Genomic DNA, 23,958 nt, shown 5'->3' with positions numbered 1-23,958 from the left:
GGGGGCGGGACGGGGAAGACGCGGGATATGTCACGTGGAGCGGTGTGGACGGGAGTGGTGGCGGGTCTGGCCTTCGGGATGCTGGCCGCGGCGGTGCCGCACGCGCTGGCGTGGAGCTCCGAGGGGCTGGACGTGGCCATGGCCACGGTGGCCCTGTGGGCCGCGTTGCGACTGGCCTCGGACCGCGAGGGGCCGTGGTGGGTCTCGGGCGTCCTGGCGCTGGTCCTGGTGAGCCTCGGGGTGGCGGCGTACGGGCTGGAGCAGGTGCCGCGGTACGCGGACCTGGTGCCGGTCCCGGTGGTGGTGGCGCTGCTCGCGGTGGGCGGTGTCGGATCCGTGTGGGCCCGGCGCCGGGAGGTGACCGTGACGGGTGCGGCGCTCGGCGCCGGTGCGCTGCTCGCGGCCGCGTGGCTGCCGCTGTGGGCGGCGGTGGCGGTGTGGGCCGCGGCTCAGGCCGGCTCGACGTCGCGGACCTCGCTGCGCACGAGGTAGTCCTCCGGCCGCGGCGGCATCCGCTCGCGCCCGGGGCCGTTCCGGGAGCGGGCGCCGGCCGCCCCGAAGCCGCGCGCCCGGAGCGCGTTCGGCGTGATGGTGGACGTCCGCGGCTGCAAGGTCCCGGCCGGGCGGGACTCCCGGGGTGTCAGGGGGCCGCGTGGACGCGGACCTGCTGGGGGCGGACGACGCGGTCACCGACGCGGTAGCCGTGCCGGACCACTTCCGCGACGTCGCCCGCGAGTTCGGGCCGGGGCGCGGGGACGGTGCCGACGGCCTCCTGGTGACCGGGGTCGAAGCGGCCGGCGGCGACCGGGACGCGGGTCATGCCGTACTTCTCCAGGACGGTGAGGAGTTCGGCGCCGACGGAGTCCGCGAAACCGCCGTCGATGCCGGGGTGGCGGTCGATGCGGTCCAGCAGGAGCACGAGGTCGTACAGCAGGGGCTGCATCAGGCGGCCCTCGGCTGCCTTGCGGGTGTGGTCCAGCTCGGCGCGCAGTTCGTCCAGGCCGCGCCGGCCCTCGCGGTCGTTGAGCAGCCTGCGGCGGAACTGGTCGCCGAGCGCGGCCATTTCCTCCCGGAGCCCGTCCACGGCGTCGGCGACGATCGCGAAGGGATCGGGGGCCGGCGCCGGCACGGGCACCGGCGCCGGTGCGGTGACGACGGCCTCCGGCGGCATCGGGAGTGCGGGCGGCGCGGGTTGCGCCGGCGGCGTGGGCGGGACCGGCGGTACGGGCGGCGGAGTGCTCATGCGGTGCTCCAGGGCTGCTGCTGTCGCTGCGGGTCGCGGGCGTGCCGGGGAAGGGACTTGCGGGTGTGGAACCATCGGGGCCGGTAGCCGAGCCAGGCGACGAGCGCCGCGGTGACGGCCAGTACCAGGAGGCTGTAGAGGCCGACCTTGCCGTCGCCGACGGCGAACGCCAGCGCCACGCCGGCGAGGACGACCAGGAGCATGCCGCCGCGCCAGTTCCAGGTCTTGCGCAGGGCGTCGCGCGCGAGCCCCCCGTAGAACTCCAGCCGTCCCGCCAGTTCCGGGTCGCCGGGACGGACGGCCAGTCCCTGGTCGACGCAGTGCAGCACCCGCTGCGCGGCCTCCGCGGCCGCGACCACCAGCCGCCGGGTGTACGGATGGGTGACCATGGCGCCCTCCGCGCGCAGCGACCAGATGCGGGCGATCTGGTTGCGCAGCCCGGCGTGCCCGGGGGAATGGGCCAGGGCCTTCTCGTACCAGCTCAGGGCCTCGTCGAAGCGCGAGGCGGCATACAGCCCGTCGCCGATGGCGATCTCGGTCCCCAGGTCGCCGGGGGCGAGGGTCGCGGCCTTCAGGTACCAGCTCAGAGCGGTGCCGTGGTCGCCCAAGGCGGTGTGGACGGTGCCGACCAGATAGTGCGTGCCGGCGTCGGCGGGTTCCAGTTCCAGGGCGCGCCGGTGCTCCTGGAGGGCGTCCCGGTACTCGCCGAGATCGGTGTGGACGGCGCCGAGCAGCCGCCAGGCGAAGGCGTTGCGGTCGTCGTGGTGCACGGCCTGGCGCAGTTCGTAGGCGGCGGCCTGCAGGTCGCCCTCGGTGATGAGTTGCTGGGCGGTGCCGATCCAGTCGCGGACGGTGCCGCCGAGGGTGGGCTGCACCGGTTCCGGCCGGGGCGGCTGCCGCGGCACGCTCTTCTTGGCGCGGGCGAGCTTCTGGTCGTACAGGGTGCGGGCGGAGGGGTCGGTGAGCGCCTTGCGGGCTTCCGCGATGAGCCGCACCCTGTCCTCGGCCTCGCGGCGCTTGTCGGAGGTGGGCGCCTTGCCCGCCCGCCCCGCCCAGCTGCGGTGCTCGCGGTCGAGGTGCTTGCCGATCTCCTGCGGTGTGGCGCTGGTGCTGATCCCGAACTCGGCGTAGTAGTCGGGGACATCGGTCGCGGTCATGGCGCGGCGCCTCCGGCTCCGGTCACAGGGCGGCGGTACGGGCCACCCGGTCGCTGAGTTCTTCCAGCTGCCCGGTGCCGAGGTTGTCGGGGCGCTCGACCTCGAACTCGCCCAGCCACTCGCCGGAGGTCAGGTCCTTGACCTCGACGTGGATGATGCCGTCGACGTCGTAGGAGTAGAAGACCTCGAAGGGCGCGTGCCGGGGGTACGGCGGGATCCTCAGCGTGCTCTCGCCGACCACCTTCACGTAGTCCAGGTCCTCGCCCTCGCCCTCGGTGACCTGCACGCGCAGCGCGGTCTGCCGTTCGGCGACGGTGTAGAAGGTGTCGCTCTCCTTGGCCGGGACGGTGGTGTTGTGCGTGATGATCACCGCGTTGTACTCGGGGGAACCGGGGGCCTCGTCGTGCACCGCGACCATGCCCAGCGACTGCGAGGTGACGTCCTTGATGGACCTGACCCTGCCCTTGGTCAGCCGGGCCAGGCCGTCGCCGGGGGCGGACTCCACGTGGGCGCCGCTGCCGATGTACTTCTTGCGCTCCGCGGCCTGTTCGGCGCGCACCTCGGCGTCCAGGGCGATCAGCGCGGCGCCGAGCGCCACCACCTCGTCCTGGTTGACGCCGCGTTCCGCGCTCTTCCCGGACAGCCGCTCGACCAGCGCCGGGACCTGGGGCATCCGCGTGGAGCCGCCGACCAGCAGCACCTTGTCGATGTCGGCCCAGGTCAGGCCGGACTCCTCCAGGACGCCCTCGGTGAGGATGCGGGTGCGGTCCAGGAGTTCGGCGGTCAGCTCCTCGAACCTGGCCTGGGTGATGCGGATCTGCTCGTGGCGCCCGCCCGCCGAGAGCACGACCACGGCCTGCGGGGCGTGGGACAGCGTGCGCTTGGCGATCTCCGCCTTGTCGCGCAGTTCGGCGAGGGTGGCGCTGTCCTCGGTGAGGTCGGGGCCGCCGGCCGCCATGAAGGCACCGTTGAGGTGCTCCATCAGCACCCCGTCCCAGTCGAAGCCGCCGAGGTTGCGGTCGCCGTCGGTCGCGACGACCTCGTAGTCGCCGTCCTCGACCCTCATCACGGTCACGTCGAAGGTGCCGCCGCCCAGGTCGTAGACGAGGACGGTGCCGACGCGCTCGTCCTCGTCCTGGTCGACGCCGTAGGCCAGCGCGGCGGCGGTCGGCTCGTTGACGATCCGCAGCACCTCCAGGCCGGCGATCCGGCCGGCGTCCTGGGTCGCCTTGCGGCGGGCGTCGTCGAAGTACGCGGGAACGGTGATCACGGCGCGCTCCACCGGCTCGCCGAGCATCATCTCGGCGTCCTCCTTCAGCCGCTTGAGGATCAGCGCGGAGATCTCCTCGGGCCGGAAGTGCGTGCCCGACTCGGAGGTGTAGACGGGGTGGGGCTCGCCCATGTAGCGCTTGACGAACTGCACGACGTGGTCGGGCGCGGTCGCCGCCGACCGCTTGGCCTGCGAGCCGACGACGACCGTGTCGCCCTGGAACATCACCACGGAGGGGGTGATGTTCTCCCCCTCACGATTGCGGACGATGGACGCGGTGCCGGTCCGGTCGGCCACCGCCACCGCGGAGTACGTCGTTCCGAGATCGATTCCCACAACCCGTGCCACCCCCGGGCACCTCCCCGTAACTCGTGCCGCCCGAATCTGCCGGAGCGTCAATCATGCAGCATGCAGGGGTGTTCACGGGATGGGATTGACGGGGTCGGAGGGGTCAGGCGCGACCCATCGCACGGGTCAGCGCGATCTCGACGACGACCCGGTCCGGATTGGGGGCGGGGGTGCGGCCGTACCGCTCGGCGTACCGGCGCACGGCGTCCGCCACCGCCTCCGGATCGGTGTTGACCCGGGCCACGCCCTCCAGCGTGGCCCACCGCCCCTTGTCCACCTGGCAGACCGCGACCCGGGCGCCCCCGGGCCCGGCGGCCAGCACGTGGGCGACCTTGCGGCTCGCCTTGTTGGTGATCACCCGCGCCAGCCCCGCCTCCGGGTCGTACGTCACCCCCACCGGCACGACGTGCGGTGAGCCGTCGGGCCGGTGGGTGGTGAGCGTGCTCATGAGGTACTCCCGCCAGAAGGCGAGGTACGCGGGGTCCGGGTTGCGTGGGTCGATGGCCATGGCATCGACGGTACCGGGGCGGGGGGTCCGGTGAGCGAGGCCGCCGGGCGGCCCGTACCCGGGGGAACGCTCGGCGGTGCCGTGCTTTGGCCTTGGAAACCAACCTTGAGTGGAATAGACTCAACTTGTCTCACGCTGGACTAGGCAGTTTTACGGTTCGGGCAGAAGGAGGAGTACGCGGACGTGGATGCCGAGCTGACCAACAAGAGCCGGGAGGCTGTGGGCGCCGCCAACACCAAGGCGGTGTCGGCGGGACACGCGGACCTGACCCCCGCGCACCTGCTGCTCGCGCTTATGGAGCAGCCGGAGAACGACAGCGTGCTGGACGTGCTCGCGGCGACCGGCGCCGACGTGGCCGCGGTGCGGTCCGGGGCCGAGCGGCTGCTGGGCGGACTGCCCAGCGTGCAGGGCAGCACAGTGGCGCCCCCGCAGGCGAGCCGCGACCTGCTCGCCGTGATCGCGGACGCCACGACGCGCGCGAAGGAACTCGGGGACGCCTATGTGTCCACCGAGCACCTGCTGATCGGCATCGCCCTCAAGGGCGGGGCCGCCGGCGAGTTGCTGGCGCAGTACGGTGCGACAGGCAAGAAGCTGCAGGACGCGTTCGAGCAGATCAGGGGAGGTCAGCGCGTGACGACACCCGACCCCGAGGGCACGTACAAGGCGCTGGAGAAGTACGGCACCGATTTCACCGCCGCCGCCCGCGAGGGCAAGCTCGATCCGGTCATCGGCCGGGACAACGAGATCCGGCGCGTCGTGCAGGTGCTGTCACGGCGCACGAAGAACAACCCGGTCCTCATCGGCGAGCCCGGCGTCGGCAAGACGGCGGTCGTCGAGGGCCTGGCCCAGCGCATCGTCAAGGGCGACGTGCCCGAGAGCCTGCGCAACAAGCGCCTGGTCGCCCTGGACCTCGGGGCCATGGTCGCCGGCGCGAAGTACCGCGGCGAGTTCGAGGAGCGGCTGAAGGCGGTGCTGGCGGAGATCAAGGCCAGCGACGGCCGGATCGTCACCTTCATCGACGAGCTGCACACCGTCGTCGGCGCCGGCGCGGGCGGCGACTCCGCCATGGACGCGGGCAACATGCTCAAGCCGATGCTGGCCCGCGGCGAGCTGCGCATGGTCGGCGCGACCACGCTGGACGAGTACCGCGAGCGCATCGAGAAGGACCCCGCCCTGGAGCGCCGCTTCCAGCAGGTGCTGGTCGCCGAGCCGAGCGTCGAGGACACCATCGCGATCCTGCGCGGTCTCAAGGGCCGCTACGAGGCGCACCACAAGGTGCAGATCGCCGACGCCGCCCTGGTCGCCTCGGCCACCCTGTCCGACCGCTACATCACCGCCCGCTTCCTGCCCGACAAGGCCATCGACCTGGTCGACGAGGCCGCCTCGCGGCTGCGTATGGAGATCGACTCCTCCCCCGTCGAGATCGACGAACTGCAGCGTTCCGTCGACCGGCTCCGCATGGAGGAGATGGCGCTGGAGAAGGAGACCGATCCCGCCTCCAAGCAGCGGCTGGAGAAGCTGCGCAAGGACCTCGCCGACAAGGACGAGGAGTTGCGCGGCCTGACCGCCCGCTGGGAGAAGGAGAAGGAGGGCCTGAACCGGGTCGGTGAGCTCAAGGAGCGCCTGGACGACCTGACCACCCGCATCGAGCGCGCCCAGCGCGACGGCGACTTCGAGGCCGCGTCCAAGCTGATGTACGGCGAGCGGCCGAAGCTGGAGGCGGAGCTCGCCGAGGCCACCGAGGCGGAGGAGGTGGCCAAGCGCGGCACCATGGTCAAGGAGGAGGTCGGCCCCGACGACGTCGCCGACGTGGTCGCCGCCTGGACCGGTATCCCGGCCGGCCGTCTGCTGGAGGGCGAGACCCAGAAGCTGCTGCGCATGGAGGACGAGCTCGGCAGGCGCCTGATCGGCCAGACCGAGGCGGTGCGCTCGGTCTCCGACGCCGTGCGCCGCTCGCGCTCCGGCATCGCCGACCCGGACCGGCCCACCGGCTCCTTCCTCTTCCTCGGCCCGACCGGCGTCGGCAAGACCGAGCTGGCCAAGGCGCTCGCGGACTTCCTCTTCGACGACGAGCGGGCGATGGTCCGCATCGACATGAGCGAGTACGGCGAGAAGCACTCCGTCGCCCGCCTGGTCGGCGCGCCTCCCGGCTACGTCGGCTACGAGGAGGGCGGCCAGCTGACCGAGGCCGTGCGCCGCCGCCCGTACACCGTGGTGCTGCTGGACGAGGTGGAGAAGGCGCACCCCGAGGTCTTCGACGTCCTGCTCCAGGTGCTCGACGACGGCCGGCTCACCGACGGCCAGGGCCGCACCGTCGACTTCCGCAACACCATCCTCATCCTCACCTCCAACCTGGGCAGCCAGTACCTGGTCGACCCGGTGCTGGGCGACCAGGAGAAGAAGGAGAGCGTCCTGGAGACGGTCCGCGCGTCCTTCAAGCCGGAGTTCCTGAACCGGCTGGACGACATCGTCGTCTTCACCGCCCTCGGCAAGGAGGAGCTGCGCCGCATCGCCCGGCTGCAGACCGATCGCCTGGCCCTGCGGCTGCGCGACCGCCGGATCGGCCTCGACATCACCGACGAGGCGCTGGACTGGCTGGCCGAGGAGGGCAACGACCCGGCGTACGGTGCCCGTCCGCTGCGCCGCCTGGTGCAGACCGCGATCGGCGACCAGCTGGCCCGCGAGATCCTGGCCGGTGAGGTCAGGGACGGGGACACCGTGCGGGTCGACCGGGTCGGTGACCAGCTGCTGGTCGGGACGGCCACCGGCAAGACCCTCTGAGTCCGGCGACGCGTCGCCGGACCGACGGGCCGCGCTTGCACAGCGCGGCCCGCCGTGAGGGAGGATGGGGTTATCCGTACGAAGGGAACTCCAAGGTGAGCATCGACCCGTCCTCGATTCCGAATTTCGGGGGCCAGCCGGACCCCCAGCCCGGCCCTGCCGGGAACGTGGTCATTCCTGACCAGGATCTGGTCAAGCAGCTGCTGGAGCAGATGGAGCTCAAGTACGTCGTCGACGAGGAAGGCGACCTCGCCGCGCCGTGGGAGGAGTTCCGCACCTACTTCATGTTCCGCGGGGAGGAGGACCAGCAGATCTTCGCGGTCCGCACCTTCTACGACCGCCCGTACAGCATTGAGGACAAGCCCCAGCTGCACGAGGCGCTCGACGACTGGAACCGCCGCACCCTGTGGCCGAAGGTCTACACGCACACCCACGACGACGGCACGGTCCGCCTGATCGGCGAGGCCCAGATGCTGATCGGTCTCGGCGTCGGCCTGGAGCACTTCGTCTCCAGCACCGTCAGCTGGGTGCGCGCGTCCATCGAGTTCGAGAAGTGGATCCTCGAGGCTCTGGGACTGGAGAAGGACGCCGACTCCACCGACGGTGAGGGCGACGGCGACGCCGAGGACTGAGCCCGCCGCGCCGCAGGGCGCACGCCGGCAGGCCACCGGGACGGAGACCAGCAGGTACGTCCCGTAGGTGAACGACAGCCCGGCCCCTCCCGACCGCCCCCGGCGGCCGTGCGGGGCCGGGCTGCCGTCCTCCCGGCCGCGGCCCCGGGCACCGGCCCCGCCGCCGCACAAAGGGCCGGACCGGGCGGTCGCCAGGCCTCTACCGTGGGGCGGGTGACCGTCTCCCTGCTGCTGTGCGACGACCCCCTTCGACCGGCTCGCTGCGACCCGCACTTCGCGCCGCAGGCCGCCGCCGCCCGTGCGGCCGGAGCGGAGGTGGCGCTGCTGGACCACGACGCGCTGCTCCGCGGCGACACGGACGAGGCCGTGCGACGCGTGCCGCGCGGCCTGGGAGCGGTCTGGTACCGCGGCTGGATGATCCCGGCCGCCGCGTACGCGGAACTCGACACCGCGCTGGCCGGACGCGGCGTCCACCTGCTGACCACGCCAGGGATGTACCGGGCGGCACATGAACTGCCCGGCTGGTACGCCGCTTTCGCCGAGATGACGCCGACGAGCGCCTGGATGCCCTGCGAGCCGGGCAGGCCCCCGGGTCCGGATGCGCTCGCACGGGCCGCGGCCCGGCTCCCGGCCGGCCCGGGAATCGTGAAGGACTTCGTCAAGTCCCGCAAGCACGAGTGGGACGAGGCCTGCTACCTGCCCGACCTCGCGGACACCCCGGCCGTCCACGCCGTGGTGTCCCGCTTCGTCGAGCGTCAGGAGGACTCCCTGACGGGCGGGATCGTGCTGCGCGCCTTCGAGGATTTCCGGCGGGACACCGGCGAGGCCCGGATCTGGTGGCTCGACGGCGAGGCGGTCCTGGCGACCGGGCACCCCGACACCCCCGGTCTGCGGCCCGTGCCCGATCTCGACCCCGTCCGTCCCCTGGTGCGCGGGCTGGACTGCCGGTTCGTCGCCACCGACCTCGCCCGGCGCACCGACGGGACGTGGCGCGTCGTCGAGGTCGGCGACGGGCAGGTCAGCGACCTCGGCGCCGGCGCCGACCCGGCCGCCCTGCTCGGCCCGTTGCTCGCCGTGGAGCACGGCCCGGAGGGCCGTTGGGGCAGGGACGCCTGATCGGCACGTCCGGTCAGCCGGCGAACGCCGTGCGGAGTCGGGCGGCCGCCTCGGTGAGGACGTCGTCGCGTTTGCAGAAGGCGAAGCGGACCTGGCTGCGGCCGGCGTCGGGGTCGTCGTAGAAGACGGAGTTGGGGACGGCGACGACACCGCAGCGTTCGGGGAGGGCCCGGCAGAAGGCGAGGGCGTCCTTCTCGCCGAAGGGGGTGATGTCGGTCGTGATGAAGTACGTGCCCTGGGGCTGGTGGACCTCGAATCCGGCGGCGCGCAGGCCGTCGGCGAGCAGGTCCCGCTTGCGCCGCAGACCGTCGCGGAAGTCCCGGAAGTAGGCGTCGGGCAGGGCGAGGGCCTCGGCGACGGCGTACTGGAACGGGCCGGAGGCCACGTACGTCAGGTACTGCTTGGCCGCGCGGACCGCGCTGACCAGGGGTGGGGCGGCGGTGACCCAGCCGACCTTCCAGCCGGTGAAGGAGAAGGTCTTGCCGGCGCTGGAGATGGTGACGACGCGGTCGCGCAGGCCCGGGAAGCGGTCGGCGAGGGCGGCGAGCGGGATGTGCTCGGCGTCGTAGGTCAGGTGCTCGTAGACCTCGTCGGTGACGACCAGCAGGTCGTGCTCGAGGACGAGTTCCGCGATCGCGGTCAGTTCCTCGCGGCTGAGCACCGTCCCGGTCGGGTTGTGCGGGCTGTTGAGCAGCAGCAGCCGGGTGCGGGGGGTGATCGCGGCGCGCAGCGCGTCGAGGTCGGGGCGGAAGCCGGGGGCGCGCAGGGTGAGGGGGACGCGGACGGCGCCGGCCATGGCGATGCACGCGGCGTACGAGTCGTAGAAGGGCTCGAAGGCGATCACCTCGTCGCCCGGTTCCAGCAGGCCGAGCATGGCGGCGGCGATGCCCTCGGTGGCGCCGGCGGTGACCAGCACCTCGGTGTCCGGGTCGTACGTCAGGCCGTGGAAGCGCGCCTGGTGGGCGGCGACGGCCTGCCGCAGCTCGGGCACGCCGGGGCCGGGCGGGTACTGGTTGCCGCGGCCGTCGCGCAGCGCCCGGACGGCGGCCTCGCGGACCTCCTCGGGACCGTCCGCGTCGGGGAATCCCTGGCCGAGGTTGATCGCGCCGGTGCGGGCGGCGAGGGCCGACATCTCGGCGAAGATGGTGGTGCCGAACTCCGCGAGTGCGCGGTTGAGCGGGGGTCGCGAGGAGGTCATGCCCGCCATCCTCCGCCGAACCTCTGGACTTCCTCAACTCTGCTTTCGGCCGCGAGGGGCGGGGGCATCACCGGTGCACAACGGAAAGCAAGGAAAGCGGGGGGTGGTACCGATGGGACCTCTTGTCATTCTGCTGATCCTCTTCGGGTTCGGCGTGGTGCTGGTACTGGCGATCGCGGCGGCGCGGAACGCCCATCGCGGGGGCGGCAGCCGCCGGCACCGGCACGGCTCGTCGGCCGCCGACGCCGGCGGTGTGGGGGTCGCCGCCTGGTGGGCGGGGGACAGCGGCCCGTCCTCGCACGGGGGAGGCGGTGGCCACCACGGAGGCGGCCACGGCCACCACGGCGGGGACCACGGGGGCGGTCACCATTCGTGCGGCGGCGGCGGTCACTCCTCCTGCGGCGGGGGGAGTTCCTGCGGGGGCGGTGGCGGCTGCGGCGGCGGAAGCTGACGATACGAAATTGCGCATTGCCCGTGCCGAATCGCATATGCGCCCGGCGGGTTACTCGCCTACCGGGCGCATTTGTGGTGAACACCTGAACCCGTACGCGCCCTTGGGGATGTAAAGCGGGTGGAGATGGGTAAAAACGCTGAAGACGGCGCGCCTTTCATGATTGCGTATTCTCCGACCCCTGCGTGGGCGCAAGCCGACGGGCGATTTCCCCACAGGCGCGGGTCGTCCCGTCTTCTTCCGTGTGAATTTTCTCCGTCCTGGCCTGCTCCCCCTGCCGCCCGCCCCTGGTTCCCTCCCCTCCCCCTTCCCTGCTTGCTCGCGATGTGCCTGCGGAGCCGACTCCATGCTCACCACCCTTCAGACCGCCTACACCGACACCCGCGCCGGGGACCTGGCCTGGTGTCTGGGAAAGGAAGAGCTGCCGGCGCTGGCCGTGCTCGACCGTGAACTCCCGGGCATCGGGACGGCGGTCGCCGCGCCCGCGGTCCAGGTCCAGATGCGGCTGCTCGGGGCGTCCCACCAGGTCGTCCTGGACTCGCCGAGCGGCCGGTGCTCGGAGACCGTGGCCTGTATGCCCGGCAGCAGCACGCCGCTGCCCTTCGGAGTGGCCAGACGGGTGTCCGGCTGGGACTACGAGTTCGCGGCGCGGATCGAGACACTGTCGCGGGGCGGCTTCGCCGGTCGCGCACAGGAGTTGCTCGCACTGGTGGCCGATCACCCCAATGGCCTCGCCGGAACCTTCCCCGGCGATCCGCACGCCTTCACCGCGATGCTCGTGCAGTACAGCGGCGGAAGCGTGCTGTGGCGCACGTGGCACGCGTACCCCCAGGAGGGACGGCTGGTCGCGACCCGGTCGCGGCTGAGCGCGCAGACGTGAGCGTGGGTACGGCGGGCGACCTCCGGGACGTCAACGCGCCGCCGGGTGCCCCCCATCGCACCCCTGTGGGTGACGTCTGACGCCATAAACGTGACATAGCGTTCAGACATGATCGACCAGTCGACCTCCACCGCGCCCGGGTCACGGGCCCCGGCGGGACACGCGGGCCGGCTCCGGCTGCCCGTCCCGGCGGGGCAGGCACGGGCGCTGGTGCTCGCGGCGGTCTTCGTCTGCGCCGCGTGCGGCCTGGTGTACGAGCTCGAACTGGTCGCCCTCGCCTCGTACCTGGTGGGCGACTCCGTCACCCAGGCGTCCGTCGTGCTGTCGGTCATGGTCTTCGCCATGGGCGTCGGCTCGCTGCTCGCCAAGCGGCTCAACTGCGCGCCGGCGGTCGGCTTCGCCGGGGTGGAGATCGTGCTGGCGCTGGTCGGCGGCCTGTCGGTGATGGGGTTGTACGCCAGCTTCGCCTGGTGCGGTCAGTCCCGTGCGGCCATGGTGGGCTTCGCGTTCGCGATCGGCGTGCTCATCGGGGCCGAGGTCCCGCTGCTGATGACGCTGATCCAGCGGATCCGCCGGCAGGACGCGGGCGGCGCCGTCGCCGACCTCTTCGCAGCGGACTACGTGGGCGCCCTGGTCGGCGGGCTGGCCTTCCCCTTCCTCCTGCTGCCCGCACTGGGCCAGTTGACCGGGGCGCTGCTCACCGGCGCGGTCAACGCGGTCGCGGGCGGTCTCATCGTGCTGTGGCTCTTCCGCCCCGACGTCACTGCCCGCGCGCGCGCCCGGCTGCTCGTCGCCAATGTCGCCGTCCTGGCGGTGCTGGCCGGCGCGGCCTGGGCGGCCGGGCCCTTCGAACGGGCGGCGCGGGAGGCGGTGTACGGCGGCCATGTGCGGCTGGCCGAGCGGACCGCGGTCCGGGAGGTCGTGGTCACCGGCTCCCCGTTGCGGCTCTACCTCGACGGGCGGCTGCGGGTCTCCGGCCGCGACGAGTACCGCTGCCACGAGGCCCTGGTCCACCCGGCGATGGCCGGTCCGCACCGCCGCGTCCTCGTCCTCGGCGGGGGCGACGGCCTCGCGCTGCGGGAGGTGCTGCGCTACCCCGACGTCCGCTCGGTGACGGTCGTCGACCTCGACGCCGAACTCGTCGCCCTCGCCCGCACCGACCCGGAGCTCTCCCGGCTGAACCGGCACGCCTACCGCGACCCCCGGGTGCGGGTGCGGGCCGGGGACGCCTTCGAATGGCTGCGCCGGGCGGGCCCCGATGCGGGGCCGTCGCGGAGGTACGACGTCGTGCTGGCCGATCTGCCCGACCCGGACATCTCGCGCAGCGCGAAGCTGTACTCGCAGGAGTTCTACGGGCTGGCCGAGCGCGTGCTGGCCCCGGACGGGCGGCTCGCCGTGCACGCGGGCACGCCCGGGGCGTCGCCGAGCGGCTTCTGGACCGTGGACGCCACCGTGCGCGCCGCGGGGCTGCGCACCGCCGACTACTGGATCGGCACCGGTCACCGGGGCGGTGACTGGGGCTTCGTCCTCGCCGCCCGGCACCGCGCCCCGCCGCTGCGCCTGGCGGCGGACGCCCCCCGTCTGCGCTCGCTGTCCCCCGCGACGCTCGCGGCCGCCGCGCGCCGGGCGGACGCTTCCGCCCGGCGGGACCTGCCGCCCTCCACCCTGATGCACCCGCGTACGGGCTGAGCGGACCCGGAGGACGGCACCCGGGGGCGCGAACCCGGGCCGATCGCCCACCGGATCGCGCCGGGGGCGATTAGGCTCGCCCGCATGGAGCCGCATGAGGTGTTCGTTCCGTTTCCGGCCGAAACCATTCGCCAGGCGCTCGCCGACCTGGAACGCGTCGCCCGCTGCGTTCCCGGCCTCCAGCGCGACGCCGGCGCCGAGGAGGGCCTCGCCGGCCGCCTGAGGCTCCGTATCGGCGGCTCGACGATCACCTACCGCGGCACCCTCCGGCTGGCCCCGCGCGGCGGCAGCCTGTCCGTGGAGGGCGAGGCGGTGGAGGCGCGCGGCGCCGGCACGGTCAAGCTGGCGCTGGAGGTCGGCGTGGACGCCGTGTCGGGCGGGACGCTGCTGACCTTCACCGGCGGGGCGCAGGCCGACGGCCGGCTCGCGGAGTACGACGACGCCGTCGCGGCCGCCGCGGGCGTGCGGTTGCTGGACCGGTTCGCCGCCGCCCTCACCTCCGACCTGGAACCGGCCGGGGAGGGCATCGAGGAGATCGCCGGTCTGGTCGACCTCGCCGAGGACGACCTGCCCGCGCAGGTCGACGAGTTCACCGTGCACGACGTGCACGAGACCCGCGACGCCCGCGGCCCGGAGACCGCGGAACCCGGCGAGGCCGCCGATCACCTCGACGACCACCTCGCCGGCGAACTCCGCGGTGACCTCGACGACGACGTGGACGACGACCTCGCGGACGACCTCGACGAGGACGAGGACATCGACGGCATCGGCCCCATCGGCCGGGTCCCGGACGTCCCCGAGGACCCCGCCGGGATCGACCTGCCCGCCGAGGCCGCCTACGCCCGCCGCACCCTCATCGGCCGCAGCGCCGAGGAGGTCGACCACGCCCCGCCGCGCGGCCGGTACGCTCCCGTGCCCGCCCCGCAGAACGGTTCGGCCACGGCCTCGCTGCGCCGCTACGCCCCGGCCGCGGCGGCGCTGCTGCTGTCGGCGGTGGTCGCGGGGCGCGTACTGAGGCGCCGCAGGCGGTCGTTCCCGTAGGGTCTGGTCCGTGGCCACGGACCAGACCCATGACGGGCGTATCGACGAGCACGCAGTCCAACTCGAGGCCGGGCAGGCGCGGCTGACGATCCACCCGGATCGCGGCTGCCGCGTCGCCTCGCTGACCGTCGGCGGCGTGGAGCTGCTGCGGCAGGGCGAGAAATTCGGGTCCTTCCCGATGGTGCCGTGGTGCGGCCGCACCCGGGACGGGCAGTTCCGCAACGGCGGCGTGCTGCACCAGCTGCCGCGCGACGCCGGACCCCACGCCATCCACGGCACCGGCCGGCACACCGCCTGGCAGCAGGCGCCGGGCGCCACCGCGAGCGAGGTCAGCTTCTACTACGACCTCGCCGAGCCCTGGCCGTACAAGGGCCGGGTCACCCAGCGCTTCGCGCTCGCCGAGGACCACGCCGAGCTCACCATGAGCGTGGAGACCACCGGCGACTCCTTCCCCGCCCAGGCCGGCTGGCACCCCTGGTTCCTGCGCAACCTCGGCCACGGCGGCCAGGACGCCGAGATCGCCTTCTCCCCGGCCTGGATGGAGCAGCGCGGCGAGGACCACCTGCCCAACGGCAACCGGGTGGACCCCACGCCGCGCCCGTGGGACGACTGCTTCGGCATGCCGGACGGCGTGGACGTCACGCTGACCTGGCCGGGCGAACTGCTGCTGCGGGTCACCAGCCCCGCGCCGTGGGTGGTCCTGTACGACGAGCAGCCCGAGGCGGTCTGCGTCGAACCGCAGTCCGGCCCGCCCAACGGCCTCAACACCGACCCGCGGCTGGTCACCCCGATCGAGCCGCTGGAGATGCGCGCGACCTGGGCCTGGGAACGGCTCGGATAGGCTCGTGACCATGAGTGACGCGCGTGAAGCCCTGCTGCGGCAGATCAAGGACAAGGCCGTGGTGCACGGCAAGGTGACCCTGTCGTCGGGCCTTGAGGCCGACTACTACATCGACCTGCGCCGGATCACGCTGGACGCCGAGGCGGCCCCGCTGGTCGGCCAGGTCATGCTGGACACCACCGCGGACCTGGACTTCGACGCCGTCGGCGGGCTCACCCTGGGCGCCGACCCGGTCGCCACCTCGATGCTGCACGCCGCCGCCGCGCGCGGCCGGAAGCTGGACGCGTTCGTCGTCCGCAAGGCGCAGAAGGCGCACGGCATGCAGCGCCGGATCGAGGGCCCGGACATCGCGGGCCGCCGGGTGCTGGTCGTCGAGGACACCTCCACCACCGGCGGGTCCCCGCTGACCGCCGTGGAGGCCGCCCGCGAGGCCGGCGCCGAGGTGGTCGCCGTCGCCGTGATCGTCGAGCGCGGCGCCGCGCCGGCCATCGCGGAGGCAGGCCTCCCGTACCTCCAGGCCTTCGGCCTCGAGGACCTGGACCTCGCCTGACTCCCGTTCTGAGCTGGGGTTTTCATCGGGGGTCGGACGTTTCACGTGAAACGGCCGACCCCTGACGTATGTCCACGGTGCGCATAGTGTGGAGCTGATGCGGTCGTCTGCCAAGATGGGGACGACGATGACGTCGATCCCAGGTCAGGGTCACTCACCGAACAACCCGCACATCACAAGGAGCGGACACATGCCCATCGCAACCCCCGAGATCTACAGCGAGATGCTCGACCGGGCGAAGGCTGGCAGGTTCGCCTACCCGGCCATCAACGTGACCTCGACCCAGACCCTGCACGCCGCGCTGCGCGGCTTCGCGGAGGCGGAGAGCGACGGCATCGTCCAGATCTCGACGGGCGGCGCCGAGTTCCTCGGTGGCCAGTACAACAAGGACATGGTCACCGGCTCGGTCGCGCTCGCGGAGTTCGCGCACATCGTCGCCGAGAAGTACCCGGTCAACGTCGCGCTGCACACCGACCACTGCCCGAAGGACAAGCTCGACGGCTATGTGCGCCCGCTGCTGAAGCTCTCCCAGGAGCGCGTGGCCGCCGGCCGCAACCCGCTGTTCCAGTCGCACATGTGGGACGGCTCCGCCGAGACCCTCGACCACAACCTCGCCATCGCGCAGGAGCTGCTGGCCGAGGCCGCCAAGGCGAGGATCATCCTCGAGGTGGAGATCACCCCCACCGGCGGTGAGGAGGACGGTGTCACCCACGAGATCAACGACGAGCTGTACACCACCGTCGAGGACGCGCTGCGCACCGCCGAGGCGCTCGGCCTGGGCGAGAAGGGCCGCTACCTGCTGGCCGCCTCCTTCGGCAACGTCCACGGCGTCTACAAGCCGGGCAACGTCGTGCTCCGTCCCGAGCTGCTGAAGGACCTCCAGGCGGGCGTGGGCGCCAAGTACGGCAAGCAGGAGCCGTTCTGGTTCGTCTTCCACGGCGGCTCCGGCTCCACCAAGCAGGAGATCGCCACGGCGCTGGAGAACGGCGTCGTCAAGATGAACATCGACACCGACACGCAGTACGCCTTCACGCGCCCGGTCGTGGAGCACATGTTCCGCAACTACGACGGTGTGCTGAAGGTCGACGGCGAGGTCGGCAGCAAGAAGCAGTACGACCCGCGCACCTGGGGCAAGTCGGCCGAGGCCGGCATGGCCGCCCGTGTCGTCGAGGCCTGCGGAGACCTGCGTTCCGCCGGGACCAGGCTGAAGTAACCAGCCGCCGCCGCGTACGAACGGCACCGGCACCGGGCCCGGTCCCTCCAGGTGGAGGGGCCGGGCCCCGGCCATACTGGGGCCCATGGCCATTCACGAGAACCTGCTCGGGGGACCGCCCCCGACGAACCTGCCCGACGACCCCGAGCCGCGCGAGCTGCTCGCCTCCGGAGCGGCTGCCGCGGACGTCGCCGCGAAGTACCCGACGTCTTCCCTGGCCTGGGCGGAGCTGGCGGACGACGCCTACGCCGGCGGCCGGGTCGTCGAGTCGTACGCCTACGCGCGGACCGGGTACCACCGCGGCCTGGACGCGCTGCGCCGCAACGGCTGGAAGGGCCACGGCCCGGTGCCCTGGGAGCACGAGCCCAACCGCGGCTTCCTGCGCGCCCTGCACGCGCTGGCGCGGGCCGCCCGGTCGATCGGTGAGAAGGAGGAGTACGAGCGCTGCTCGGCCTTCCTGCGCGACTCCTCGCCGACCGCCGCGGACACCCTGGGCTGACGCCCGCGGGGCCCGGAACGGCAGATCCGTGACCATCGAGCCAGGTGGGAGGGGCTTGCCGGACCGGGCCCCGACCACGGATGATGCGCGATGGGTCCGGCACCCGTGTGAGCGCGGACCCGAGGGGACCGGGGCCCGCCGTCGGACGGCGGGGGGCAGACCGCTACCCGGTAGCTCGTATTCACGGAGACACCGATGTCCCACCACCCCGATGTTTCCCAGGTGGCCCCCGAGGCCCCGCACCTGGACTTCGAGGGCACCACCCCCTACGAGGACTACGTCCAGGCCGACGTCCTCACCCACCTCCAGCAGCCCCGCTCCGACGACCCCGGCGAGATGGTCTTCCTGGTGACCACCCAGGTCATGGAGCTGTGGTTCACCGTCATCGTGCACGAGTGGGAGACCGCCTCCCGGGCGCTGGCGGCCGACGACCTGCCGACGGCGATGGCTGCGCTGGGGCGCAGCACGTACGAACTGCAGTCGCTGAACGCGTCGTGGGAGCCGATCGCGCACCTCACGCCGGCGCAGTTCAACGCGTACCGCGCGGCGCTCGGCGAGGGTTCCGGCTTCCAGTCCGCGATGTACCGGCGCATGGAGTTCCTGCTCGGCGAGAAGTCGGCCTCGATGCTGGTGCCGCACCGCGGCTCGCCGCGCGTCCACGCCGAGCTGGAGAAGGCGCTCCATGAGCCGAGCCTGTACGACGAGGTGCTGCGCCTGCTGGCGCGGCGCGGGTACGCGATCCCGGCGCGGGACGACCTGTCCCAGCGGTACGAGGGCGACCCGGCCGTCGAGCGGGCCTGGCAGGAGATCTACTCCGGTGACCAGGCCACCGATCTGGTGCGGCTCGGCGAGGCGCTGACCGAGGTCGCCGAACTGGTGTGGCGCTGGCGCAACGACCACCTGGTCGCCACTCGCCGCGCGATGGGTGCCAAGACCGGCACGGGCGGCTCCGCGGGGGTCGCCTGGCTGGAGAAGCGCGCCACGAAGAACGTGTTCCCCGAGCTCTGGACGGCCCGCAGCCATGTCTGACACCACGAACCTCCCCGAGTCCCCGGCGGCGAAGGCACTGCGCCTGGACACCGGCGACGAACTGGCCAAGGTCCGCGACCGCTTCGTGCTGGACGACGTGATCTACCTGGACGGCAACTCGCTGGGCGCGCTGCCCGCCGGGGTGCCGGACCGGATCGCGGACGTCATCGCGCGCGAGTGGGGCTCCCTGCGCATCCGCTCGTGGACCGAGAGCGGCTGGTGGACCGCGCCCGAGCGGATCGGCGACCGCGTCGGCGCGCTGATCGGCGCCGCGCCCGGCCAGGTCGTGGTCGGCGACTCCACCAGCGTCAACGTCTTCAAGGCCGTCGTGGGTGCCGTTCGGATGGCTCAGCAGGCCGATCCGGCCCGTACCGAGGTGCTGGTCGACGCCACCACGTTCCCCACCGACGGGTACATCGCCGAGTCCGCCGCCCGGATGACCGGCTGCTCGATCCGCGCGGTCGACGCGGCCGGACTGGCCGCCGCGGCCGGCCCGCACACCGCGGTCGCGCTGGTCAACCACGTCGACTACCGCAGCGGCCGGCTGAACGACCTGCCGGGCACCACCGCCGCCCTCCACGCGGCCGGCGCGCTGGTGGTCTGGGACCTGTGCCACACGGCGGGGGCGCTGCCCGTGGGGCTGGACGCGCACGGTGTGGACCTGGCGGTCGGCTGCACCTACAAGTACCTCAACGGCGGCCCGGGCGCGCCCGCGTACCTGTACGTCCGCCGTGACCTGCAGCCGCGCTTCGACTCGCCGCTGCCGGGCTGGAACTCCCACCGCGACCCGTTCGCGATGGAGGCCGCCTACCGGCCCGCCGACGGCAGTGCCCGCGGCCGGGTCGGCACCCCGGAGATCCTGTCACTGCTGGCGCTGGACACGGCCCTCGACGTCTGGGACGGCGTGTCCCTGGGCGCCGTGCGGGCCAAGAGCCTGGCCCTGACCGACTTCTTCCTGGAGTGCGTGGCCGCCTACGTCCCTGCGGGCCTGGTCACCCCGGTGACCCCGGCCGCGCACGCCGAGCGCGGCAGTCAGGTCGCCCTCCGCTGCGCCGACGCGGGCGCGGTGATGGGCGAACTCATCGGCCGGGGCGTGGTGGGCGACTTCCGGGAGCCGGATATCCTCCGCTTCGGATTCACCCCGCTGTACACGAGGTTCGCGGACGCGGAGCGCGCGGCCCGGGTCCTCGCCGAGGTCCTCGAAGGAAGCCGGTAAGCATGCACGACCCCACCCCGCCCTTTGCCTCCGCCGGCCGACCGGAGGTGGCCTCCGGGCCGAGCGATACCACCGCGGCCGTCGGCGCCGGGGCGGGGGAGGGGGCCGCGCTGCGGGACGCCGCCGAGGAGGCGTCGGCTCTGGGGCACGCCCCCGTGGCGCCCGACGCCACCGCCGCGTACGGCGAACACCCCGACCAGATCGTCGACTTCTACCGGCCGGGCGACGCCGCGCAGGGGCGCCCGGGTCCGCTCGTGGTGTTCTTCCACGGCGGTGCCTGGCGGGCCGCGTACGACCGGCGGCACGTCTCGCCGCTCGCGGCGTTCCTGGCGCGGCGCGGCTTCGCGGTGGCCTCGGTGGAGTACCGCCGGGGCAACGGCGGTCCGGTCGCGGGGCGCTGGCCGGACACCTTCGACGACGTGGCCGCGGCCGTGGACGCCGTGCCGGGACTGGCCGCGGCGGCCCTGGGCGCCGAGGCCGTTGACGCCCGGCGGATCGTGCTCGCCGGGCACTCCGCCGGTGGTCATCTCGCGCTGTGGGCGGCGGCCCGGCACATGCTGCCGTCGCAGTCGCGCTGGTACCGCCCGTCGCCCGCCCGGCTGCGCGGAGTGGTCGCGCTGTCACCGCTGGCGGACTTCGCCACCGCGGTGGAGCTGGACGTGTGCTCCGGCGCCGTCGCCGAACTGCTCGGCGGTCCGGACCGGCTGGCGTCGCGCGGTCCCGAGACCGACCCGGCCGTGCTGCTGCCCACCGGCATCCCGGTGACCGTCGTGCAGGGCGGCGCCGACACCGTCGTGCCGGCCCAGGTCGCCGAGGCGTTCGTGGCCGCGACGGCCAAGGCGGGCGAGGAGGCGCAGCTGACGCTGCTGGCGGACGTGGGCCACTTCCCGGTCATCGATCCCGACGCCGACGCGGCGGCCGTGGTCGCCGAGGAGATCGCGCAACTGGCCTGGTGACGACGGTGTCGTACTTGAGACGGATGCCCGGACGTCATCTTCTGCGGTGACGACGGCGAACGGAGCGATCCCTACGGTGAGAGCGTGACCGAGACAAGCCAGACCACGCTGCGGACCGAACTCCGCATGGCCCGCGGCGCCCTGAGCGGACTGCGGCGGGACCTGATAGCCGACGCCTTCGCCTTCCACCCGATGGCACCGCTCCGTGACGGGCATCCCCTGCTCGGCCTGGTGCCGCGCCGGCTGCGGGTGTACGCCCGCTGGCTGCCGCACGCGACGCTGACCGGCTTCGCGTTCCTGCTGATGCTGATCGCGGCCGAGAGCTACAGCGGCCTCGGCGGCGTCGTCGCCGCCCTGCTCGCCGGTGTGCCGTTGCTGACGACGATGTTCCGGCCGATCGGCGCCTGGTGGCTGTCCTTCGGTGCGGCGATCCTGACCGGGCTGCTGTTCGCCGACGGCTGGTCGTCCACCGGGCCGTGGACGGACACCGGTTTCGTCTCGCACCTGACGGTGATGGCGGTGGTGGCGGCGCGCTCCCGGCCCCGGGTGGCCGCCGAGATGTGGCTGCTCACCGCCGTGCTGGCACTGGCCTTCAGCTCCCTGGCGGGCTGGTACGGGGCCGACCCGTTCATCATGATCTTCCTGTCCGGCATCCTCCTGTTCGTCGTGGCGGCAGTGCGCGGGCTGCGCGACTCCAAGAGGAAGGTGGCCGCGCAGGTCGCCGTCACCGAGGTCGAGCGCACCCGCCGCACGCTGCTGGAGGAGCGCACGACCATCGCTCGCGAACTGCACGACGTCGTCGCCCACCACATGTCGGTGATCGCCATCCAGGCGGAGGCCGCCCCCTACCGGGTCGAGGACCCGCCCGAGGCGCTGACCCAGAGCTTCGCGATCATCCGCGAGAACGCCGTCATCGCGCTCACCGAGCTGCGCCGGGTGCTCGGCGTCGTACGCGCGGAGGACTACGAGGCCCCCGACGCCCCGCAGCCGACGCTGGGCGACCTGGACCGGCTGATCGCCAACGTGCGCGAGGCGGGGCTCGGGGTGGAGAAGACGGTCACCGGCGCGGTGCGCGAACTGCCGCAGGGCGTCGAGCTGTCGGCGTACCGGATCATCCAGGAGGCGCTGAGCAACACCCTGCGGCACGCGCCGGGCGCCTCCGCCCGGGTGGAGATCTCCTACGTCCTCGGCGGCCTCGGCCTGCGCGTCGTCAACGGGCCGCCGCGCGGTCTGGCGAAACCGTCACCCGGGGCCGGCCACGGCATCACCGGCATGCGGGAGCGGGTCACGATGCTCGGCGGCGAGATGACCGACGGGACCACCGAGGACGGCGGTTACGAGATCGCGGTCTTCATCCCCGTCACCGCGGACCGGTCATGAGCGCCACGAGGATCCGGGTGCTGGTCGCGGATGACCAGATGATGGTCCGCGAGGGCTTCTCGGTGCTGCTCAACGCGCAGCCGGACATCGAGGTGGTCGGCGAGGCGGTCGACGGCCGGCAGGCGGTCGAGCAGGTCGCTGCGCTGCGGCCGGACGTGGTCCTGATGGACATCCGCATGCCCGAGATGAACGGCCTGGAGGCGACCCGTGAGATCGTCGCCGCGGACGCCGACGCCAAGGTGCTGGTGCTGACCACCTTCGACCTGGACGAGTACGTCTACCAGGCGCTGCGGGCGGGCGCGTCGGGCTTCCTGCTCAAGGACGCCTCCGCGCGCCAGCTCGCCGACGGGGTGCGGATCGTCGCCGCGGGGGACGCGCTGCTGGCCCCGGCGGTCACCCGGCGGCTGATCACCGAGTTCAACCGGCTCGGCACGCCGAGGCCGCCGACCCAGGAACGGGTCGGGGACCTCACGGAGCGTGAGACGGAGGTGCTGGTGCTGGTCGCCCAGGGACTGTCCAACGCGGAGATCGCCGAGCACCTGGTGGTCGCGGAGTCGACGGTGAAGACCCACGTGAGCCGCGTGCTGGTGAAGCTCGGGCTGCGCGACCGGACGCAGGCGGCGGTCTTCGCGTACGAGGCACGCCTGGTCACCCCCGGCGGCTGACGGGACGGAGGGTAGTCTCCGCACATGAGCAGCCCTGCGACCGCCTTCGATCCCTGGTCGGCCGAGTTCGTGGCCGACCCCTACCCGGCGTACTCCCGGCTTCGGGCGGAGGGCCGCGCGCACTGGTTCGAGCCCAGCGGCCAGTGGCTGATCCCGCACTACGCGGACGTCAGCGCCCTGCTGCGGGACCGCCGCCTCGGCCGTACCTACCTGCACCGCTTCAGCCACGAGGACTTCGGGCGCACCCCGCCGCCGCCCGAGCACGAGCCCTTCACCGTGCTCAACGGCAACGGCCTGCTGGACCTGGAGGCCCCGGACCACACCCGCATCCGGCGGCTGGTCTCCAAGGCCTTCACCCCGCGTACGGTCGAGCGGCTCACCCCGACCGTCCAGCGGCTGGCCGGGGAGCTCGTGGAGCGGCTGGTCGCGGAGGGCGGCGGCGACCTGATCGCCGCCGTCGCCGAGCCGCTGCCGGTCGCCGTCATCGCCGAGATGCTCGGGATACCGGCCGGCGACCGGCACCTGCTGCGGCCGTGGTCGGCGGACATCGTCGGGATGTTCGAGCTCAACCCGACCGAGGAGGCCGCGCGGCGGGCGGTCCGGGCGAGCGTGGAGTTCTCCGAGTACCTGCGCGAGCTGATCGCCGAGCGGCGCAAGGCGCCCGGCGAGGACCTGATCAGCGCGCTGATCGCGGCGCACGACGAGGGCGACCGGCTCAGCGAGCAGGAGATGATCTCCACCTGCGTGCTGCTGCTGAACGCCGGGCACGAGGCGACCGTCAACACCACCGGGAACGGCTGGTGGACGCTGTTCCGGCACCCGGAGCAGCTGGCGGCGCTGCGCGCGGCGCCGGAGGAGCTGCTGCCGACGGCGATCGAGGAACTACTGCGCTTCGACACGCCGTTGCAGATGTTCGAGCGGTGGGTGCTGGACGACATCGAGGTCGGCGGCACCGTCATCCCGCGCGGCAGCGAGGTGGCCCTGCTGTTCGGCTCGGCCAACCGCGACCCCGAGCGGTTCGCCGACCCCGACCGCCTGGACCTCACGCGGCCCGACAACCCGCACATCACCTTCGGCGCGGGCATCCACTACTGCCTCGGCGCGCCGCTGGCCCGGATCGAACTGGCCGCGTCCTTCTCGGCCCTGCTGCGGACCGCGCCGCGCCTGGAACTGGTGGCGGAGCCGAGCTGGAACGAGGGGTACGTCATCCGGGGCCTGCGGGAACTGCGCGTCAGCTGCTGAACGCCGGTGCGCCCCCCGCCGCCCGGTCCTCCCGGGTGGCGGGGACGGCGGGG

Annotated in this window: 23 protein-coding genes; 18 read left to right on the top strand and 5 right to left on the bottom strand. The window is 73.0% G+C overall.

The genetic code is table 11. The features are described from left to right. Positions 1-27 precede the first annotated feature (27 nt). On the top strand, positions 28-492 hold the full coding sequence (locus ACFYXS_RS18970) for a hypothetical protein (protein WP_389249431.1): 465 nt from the start codon (positions 28-30) through the stop codon (positions 490-492). A gap of 148 nt (positions 493-640) precedes the next feature. On the opposite strand, the gene grpE is transcribed toward ACFYXS_RS18970, so the two are convergent. The 4 genes from grpE to ACFYXS_RS18950 all read right to left on the bottom strand — a co-directional run bounded on the left by grpE (position 641) and on the right by ACFYXS_RS18950 (position 4,526). Then, positions 641-1,243 (bottom strand): nucleotide exchange factor GrpE, encoded by a 603-nt coding sequence (gene grpE, locus ACFYXS_RS18965; protein ID WP_389249428.1) that lies wholly within the window; start codon positions 1,241-1,243, stop codon positions 641-643. Beyond that, positions 1,240-2,400, bottom strand: a complete 1,161-nt coding sequence (locus ACFYXS_RS18960) for a tetratricopeptide repeat protein (RefSeq protein WP_389249426.1) — start codon at positions 2,398-2,400, stop codon at positions 1,240-1,242. Before ACFYXS_RS18960 ends, grpE begins: the two co-directional genes overlap by 4 nt. 22 nt (positions 2,401-2,422) lie before the next feature. Further along, positions 2,423-4,006: an Hsp70 family protein gene (locus ACFYXS_RS18955; protein WP_389249424.1), complete on the bottom strand. Its 1,584-nt coding sequence runs from the start codon at positions 4,004-4,006 to the stop codon at positions 2,423-2,425. Positions 4,007-4,121: 115 nt separating this feature from the next. Beyond that, on the bottom strand, positions 4,122-4,526 hold the full coding sequence (locus ACFYXS_RS18950; RefSeq protein ID WP_389249422.1) for a pyridoxamine 5'-phosphate oxidase family protein: 405 nt from the start codon (positions 4,524-4,526) through the stop codon (positions 4,122-4,124). Positions 4,527-4,709: 183 nt separating this feature from the next. Here ACFYXS_RS18950 and clpB point away from each other — a divergent pair, with 183 nt between their 5' ends. The 3 genes from clpB to ACFYXS_RS18935 all read left to right on the top strand — a co-directional run bounded on the left by clpB (position 4,710) and on the right by ACFYXS_RS18935 (position 9,055). After that, positions 4,710-7,307, top strand: a complete 2,598-nt coding sequence (gene clpB, locus ACFYXS_RS18945; RefSeq protein ID WP_389249420.1) for an ATP-dependent chaperone ClpB — start codon at positions 4,710-4,712, stop codon at positions 7,305-7,307. Between the two features lie 95 nt (positions 7,308-7,402). Then, positions 7,403-7,939: a YbjN domain-containing protein gene (locus tag ACFYXS_RS18940; RefSeq protein WP_389249418.1), complete on the top strand. Its 537-nt coding sequence runs from the start codon at positions 7,403-7,405 to the stop codon at positions 7,937-7,939. Positions 7,940-8,152: 213 nt separating this feature from the next. After that, a complete protein-coding gene (locus ACFYXS_RS18935; protein WP_389249416.1) occupies positions 8,153-9,055 on the top strand; it encodes an ATP-grasp domain-containing protein in 903 nt (300 codons plus the stop codon). Between the two features lie 13 nt (positions 9,056-9,068). On the opposite strand, the gene ACFYXS_RS18930 is transcribed toward ACFYXS_RS18935, so the two are convergent. Next, positions 9,069-10,262 (bottom strand): pyridoxal phosphate-dependent aminotransferase, encoded by a 1,194-nt coding sequence (locus ACFYXS_RS18930; protein WP_389249414.1) that lies wholly within the window; start codon positions 10,260-10,262, stop codon positions 9,069-9,071. A gap of 103 nt (positions 10,263-10,365) precedes the next feature. On the opposite strand from ACFYXS_RS18930, the gene ACFYXS_RS18925 reads away from it, so the two are divergent. From ACFYXS_RS18925 to ACFYXS_RS18860, 14 genes are all read left to right on the top strand, one after another. Beyond that, a complete protein-coding gene (locus ACFYXS_RS18925; protein ID WP_389249412.1) occupies positions 10,366-10,704 on the top strand; it encodes a hypothetical protein in 339 nt (112 codons plus the stop codon). A 346-nt stretch (positions 10,705-11,050) separates the two neighbouring features. After that, positions 11,051-11,584 (top strand): DUF2617 family protein, encoded by a 534-nt coding sequence (locus tag ACFYXS_RS18920; protein WP_389249410.1) that lies wholly within the window; start codon positions 11,051-11,053, stop codon positions 11,582-11,584. 108 nt (positions 11,585-11,692) lie between these two features. Continuing rightward, entirely contained in the window at positions 11,693-13,273 is a 1,581-nt protein-coding gene (locus ACFYXS_RS18915; protein WP_389249408.1) for a polyamine aminopropyltransferase, read from the top strand. Positions 13,274-13,357: 84 nt separating this feature from the next. Further along, positions 13,358-14,314, top strand: coding sequence for an SRPBCC family protein (locus tag ACFYXS_RS18910; RefSeq protein WP_389249406.1), 957 nt, complete (start codon positions 13,358-13,360; stop codon positions 14,312-14,314). 10 nt (positions 14,315-14,324) lie between these two features. Then, the gene (locus ACFYXS_RS18905; protein ID WP_389249404.1) at positions 14,325-15,155 is read left to right on the top strand and encodes an aldose 1-epimerase; all 831 of its coding nucleotides are present in this window, start codon (positions 14,325-14,327) and stop codon (positions 15,153-15,155) included. A gap of 10 nt (positions 15,156-15,165) precedes the next feature. Beyond that, entirely contained in the window at positions 15,166-15,705 is a 540-nt protein-coding gene (pyrE, locus tag ACFYXS_RS18900; RefSeq protein WP_389249402.1) for an orotate phosphoribosyltransferase, read from the top strand. Between the two features lie 190 nt (positions 15,706-15,895). Then, complete coding sequence (fbaA, locus tag ACFYXS_RS18895; protein ID WP_389249400.1) at positions 15,896-16,918, top strand: class II fructose-bisphosphate aldolase; 1,023 nt, start codon at positions 15,896-15,898, stop codon at positions 16,916-16,918. Positions 16,919-17,003: 85 nt separating this feature from the next. After that, positions 17,004-17,417, top strand: coding sequence for a DUF3151 domain-containing protein (locus ACFYXS_RS18890; protein WP_389249398.1), 414 nt, complete (start codon positions 17,004-17,006; stop codon positions 17,415-17,417). A gap of 195 nt (positions 17,418-17,612) precedes the next feature. Beyond that, on the top strand, positions 17,613-18,446 hold the full coding sequence (locus tag ACFYXS_RS18885) for a tryptophan 2,3-dioxygenase family protein (RefSeq protein ID WP_389249396.1): 834 nt from the start codon (positions 17,613-17,615) through the stop codon (positions 18,444-18,446). Further along, positions 18,439-19,662, top strand: a complete 1,224-nt coding sequence (kynU, locus tag ACFYXS_RS18880) for a kynureninase (RefSeq protein WP_389249394.1) — start codon at positions 18,439-18,441, stop codon at positions 19,660-19,662. Before ACFYXS_RS18885 ends, kynU begins: the two co-directional genes overlap by 8 nt. Before the next feature lie 2 nt (positions 19,663-19,664). Next, a complete protein-coding gene (locus ACFYXS_RS18875; protein WP_389249392.1) occupies positions 19,665-20,618 on the top strand; it encodes an alpha/beta hydrolase family protein in 954 nt (317 codons plus the stop codon). 84 nt (positions 20,619-20,702) lie between these two features. Then, the gene (locus tag ACFYXS_RS18870; protein WP_389249390.1) at positions 20,703-21,998 is read left to right on the top strand and encodes a histidine kinase; all 1,296 of its coding nucleotides are present in this window, start codon (positions 20,703-20,705) and stop codon (positions 21,996-21,998) included. Continuing rightward, a complete protein-coding gene (locus ACFYXS_RS18865; RefSeq protein WP_389249388.1) occupies positions 21,995-22,663 on the top strand; it encodes a response regulator in 669 nt (222 codons plus the stop codon). Before ACFYXS_RS18870 ends, ACFYXS_RS18865 begins: the two co-directional genes overlap by 4 nt. Positions 22,664-22,687: 24 nt before the next feature. Beyond that, the gene (locus tag ACFYXS_RS18860) at positions 22,688-23,905 is read left to right on the top strand and encodes a cytochrome P450 (protein ID WP_389249386.1); all 1,218 of its coding nucleotides are present in this window, start codon (positions 22,688-22,690) and stop codon (positions 23,903-23,905) included. The last annotated feature ends 53 nt before the right edge of the window (positions 23,906-23,958 follow it).

Source organism: Streptomyces sp. NPDC002574 (genome assembly GCF_042889545.1).
In the GTDB taxonomy this organism is placed as follows: Bacteria; Actinomycetota; Actinomycetes; order Streptomycetales; family Streptomycetaceae; genus Actinacidiphila.
Note: the sequence above shows the minus strand (reverse complement) of the source record. Positions and strands in the feature narration are given on the sequence as shown.